Origin of the sequence: Klebsiella sp. MS 92-3, assembly GCF_000195655.1 — a bacterium.
GTDB classification, from domain to species: Bacteria; Pseudomonadota; Gammaproteobacteria; order Enterobacterales; family Enterobacteriaceae; genus Klebsiella; species Klebsiella pneumoniae.
The window spans coordinates 576-4,090 of record NZ_GL882844.1; the positions used below are offsets into that span (position 1 = coordinate 576).

Annotated in this window: 5 protein-coding genes; 2 read left to right on the plus strand and 3 right to left on the minus strand. The window is 62.0% G+C overall.

The window, feature by feature from the left end:
• A partial coding sequence (locus HMPREF9538_RS30425) for a Mu transposase C-terminal domain-containing protein (protein WP_009485924.1) occupies positions 1-591 on the plus strand: 591 nt, incomplete at its 5' end.
• Between the two features lie 2 nt (positions 592-593).
• Entirely contained in the window at positions 594-1,586 is a 993-nt protein-coding gene (locus tag HMPREF9538_RS06300) for a TniB family NTP-binding protein (RefSeq protein WP_001381192.1), read from the plus strand.
• On the opposite strand, the gene HMPREF9538_RS06295 is transcribed toward HMPREF9538_RS06300, so the two are convergent.
• From HMPREF9538_RS06295 to HMPREF9538_RS06285, 3 genes are all read right to left on the minus strand, one after another.
• Entirely contained in the window at positions 1,555-2,055 is a 501-nt protein-coding gene (locus HMPREF9538_RS06295; RefSeq protein WP_000376623.1) for a GNAT family N-acetyltransferase, read from the minus strand. The two genes, HMPREF9538_RS06300 and HMPREF9538_RS06295, sit on opposite strands and share 32 nt — an antisense overlap.
• A 127-nt stretch (positions 2,056-2,182) precedes the next feature.
• Positions 2,183-3,022, minus strand: coding sequence for a sulfonamide-resistant dihydropteroate synthase Sul1 (gene sul1 / locus HMPREF9538_RS06290; protein ID WP_000259031.1), 840 nt, complete (start codon positions 3,020-3,022; stop codon positions 2,183-2,185).
• Positions 3,016-3,363 (minus strand): quaternary ammonium compound efflux SMR transporter QacE delta 1, encoded by a 348-nt coding sequence (locus HMPREF9538_RS06285; RefSeq protein ID WP_000679427.1) that lies wholly within the window; start codon positions 3,361-3,363, stop codon positions 3,016-3,018. The genes sul1 and HMPREF9538_RS06285 overlap by 7 nt, the downstream gene beginning before the upstream one ends.
• Positions 3,364-3,515: the final 152 nt, after the last annotated feature.

The window sequence follows — 3,515 nt, forward strand, 5'->3', positions numbered from 1 at the left end:
CCCCACCCGCCGGCCGCGCGCTGGGCCGAGGCCGTGGCGCGTGTCGGCGTACCGGCCGTCGTCACACGCGCTACTTCGTTCCTGGTCGATTTTCTGCCGATCCTCCGGCGCACGCTGACCCGCACCGGCTTTGTCATCGACCACATCCACTACTACGCCGATGCGCTCAAGCCGTGGATTGCGCGGCGTGAACGCTGGCCGTCCTTTCTGATCCGGCGCGATCCGCGCGACATCAGCCGTATCTGGGTCCTGGAACCGGAGGGACAGCATTACCTGGAAATTCCCTACCGTACCTTGTCGCATCCGGCTGTCACCCTCTGGGAACAACGGCAGGCGCTGGCGAAACTGCGGCAGCAAGGGCGCGAACAGGTGGATGAGTCGGCGCTGTTCCGCATGATCGGCCAGATGCGTGAGATTGTGACCAGCGCGCAGAAGGCCACACGCAAGGCGCGGCGTGACGCGGATCGCCGCCAGCACCTCAAGACATCAGCTCGGCCGGACAAGCCCGTTCCGCCGGATACGGATATTGCCGACCCGCAGGCAGACAACTTGCCACCCGCCAAACCGTTCGACCAGATTGAGGAGTGGTAGCCGTGGACGAATATCCCATCATCGACCTGTCCCACCTGCTGCCGGCGGCCCAGGGCTTGGCCCGTCTTCCGGCGGACGAGCGCATCCAGCGCCTTCGCGCCGACCGCTGGATCGGCTATCCGCGCGCAGTCGAGGCGCTGAACCGGCTGGAAGCCCTTTATGCGTGGCCAAACAAGCAACGCATGCCCAACCTGCTGCTGGTTGGCCCGACCAACAATGGCAAGTCGATGATCGTCGAGAAGTTCCGCCGCACCCACCCGGCCAGCTCCGACGCCGACCAGGAGCACATCCCGGTGTTGGTCGTGCAGATGCCGTCCGAGCCGTCCGTGATCCGCTTCTACGTCGCGCTGCTCGCCGCGATGGGCGCGCCGCTGCGCCCACGCCCACGGTTGCCGGAAATGGAGCAACTGGCTCTGGCACTGCTGCGCAAGGTCGGCGTGCGCATGCTGGTGATCGACGAGCTGCACAACGTGCTGGCCGGCAACAGCGTCAACCGCCGGGAATTCCTCAACCTGCTGCGCTTCCTCGGCAACGAACTGCGCATCCCGTTGGTTGGGGTAGGCACGCGCGACGCCTACCTAGCCATCCGCTCCGATGACCAGTTGGAAAATCGCTTCGAGCCGATGATGCTGCCGGTATGGGAGGCCAACGACGATTGCTGCTCACTGCTGGCCAGCTTCGCCGCTTCGCTCCCGCTGCGCCGGCCTTCCCCAATTGCCACGCTGGACATGGCTCGCTACCTGCTCACACGCAGCGAGGGCACCATAGGGGAACTGGCGCACTTGCTGATGGCGGCGGCCATCGTCGCCGTGGAGAGCGGCGAGGAAGCGATCAACCATCGCACACTCAGCATGGCCTGTCGACAACCTCTCGCGCAACCAAGACATCGCGGTCGGACTGCAAGTGATCTTGAAGCCACGGGCCCGTCCCACCCCGACATGGACCTCGATGCCCGAACGGACGTTAGATTTCGAGTTCTAGGCGTTCTGCGATGAAGGTTGGATCCCAGCCGGGATTGAAAGTGTCGACGTGGGTGAATCCGAGCCGCTCGTATAGGCCACGCAGGTTCGGGTGGCAGTCGAGCCGCAGCTTGGCGCACCCCTGCGTTCGCGCGGCATGGCGGCAAGCCTCGATCAGCGCGGAGCTGACACCCCGGCCCGCATGTGTCCGTCGCACCGCGAGCTTGTGCAGATATGCGGCCTCCCCCTTGAGGGCGTCGGGCCAGAACTCGGGATCCTCGGCCGACAAGGTGCAACAGCCGACGATGCCGTCGCTGCAACTCGCGACTAGGAGCTCGGATCTCAGGACGAAGGTCTCCGCGAATGTCCGGTCGATCCGCGCGACGTCCCAGGCGGGCGTTCCCTTGGCGGACATCCACGCCGCAGCGTCGTGCATCAGCCGCACAACCTCGTCGATATCACCCGAGCAGGCGACCCGAACGTTCGGAGGCTCCTCGCTGTCCATTCGCTCCCCTGGCGCGGTATGAACCGCCGCCTCATAGTGCAGTTTGATCCTGACGAGCCCAGCATGTCTGCGCCCACCTTCGCGGAACCTGACCAGGGTCCGCTAGCGGGCGGCCGGAAGGTGAATGCTAGGCATGATCTAACCCTCGGTCTCTGGCGTCGCGACTGCGAAATTTCGCGAGGGTTTCCGAGAAGGTGATTGCGCTTCGCAGATCTCCAGGCGCGTGGGTGCGGACGTAGTCAGCGCCATTGCCGATCGCGTGAAGTTCCGCCGCAAGGCTCGCTGGACCCAGATCCTTTACAGGAAGGCCAACGGTGGCGCCCAAGAAGGATTTCCGCGACACCGAGACCAATAGCGGAAGCCCCAACGCCGACTTCAGCTTTTGAAGGTTCGACAGCACGTGCAGCGATGTTTCCGGTGCGGGGCTCAAGAAAAATCCCATCCCCGGATCGAGGATGAGCCGGTCGGCAGCGACCCCGCTCCGTCGCAAGGCGGAAACCCGCGCCTCGAAGAACCGCACAATCTCGTCGAGCGCGTCTTCGGGTCGAAGGTGACCGGTGCGGGTGGCGATGCCATCCCGCTGCGCTGAGTGCATAACCACCAGCCTGCAGTCCGCCTCAGCAATATCGGGATAGAGCGCAGGGTCAGGAAATCCTTGGATATCGTTCAGGTAGCCCACGCCGCGCTTGAGCGCATAGCGCTGGGTTTCCGGTTGGAAGCTGTCGATTGAAACACGGTGCATCTGATCGGACAGGGCGTCTAAGAGCGGCGCAATACGTCTGATCTCATCGGCCGGCGATACAGGCCTCGCGTCCGGATGGCTGGCGGCCGGTCCGACATCCACGACGTCTGATCCGACTCGCAGCATTTCGATCGCCGCGGTGACAGCGCCGGCGGGGTCTAGCCGCCGGCTCTCATCGAAGAAGGAGTCCTCGGTGAGATTCAGAATGCCGAACACCGTCACCATGGCGTCGGCCTCCGCAGCGACTTCCACGATGGGGATCGGGCGAGCAAAAAGGCAGCAATTATGAGCCCCATACCTACAAAGCCCCACGCATCAAGCTTTTGCCCATGAAGCAACCAGGCAATGGCTGTAATTATGACGACGCCGAGTCCCGACCAGACTGCATAAGCAACACCGACAGGGATGGATTTCAGAACCAGAGAAAGAAAATAAAATGCGATGCCATAACCGATTATGACAACGGCGGAAGGGGCAAGCTTAGTAAAGCCCTCGCTAGATTTTAATGCGGATGTTGCGATTACTTCGCCAACTATTGCGATAACAAGAAAAAGCCAGCCTTTCATGATATATCTCCCAATTTGTGTAGGGCTTATTATGCACGCTTAAAAATAATAAAAGCAAACTTGACCTGATAGTTTGGCTGTGAGCAATTATGTGCTTAGTGCATCTAACGCTTGAGTTAAGCCGCGCCGCGGCGGCGATATAGTCATGAACC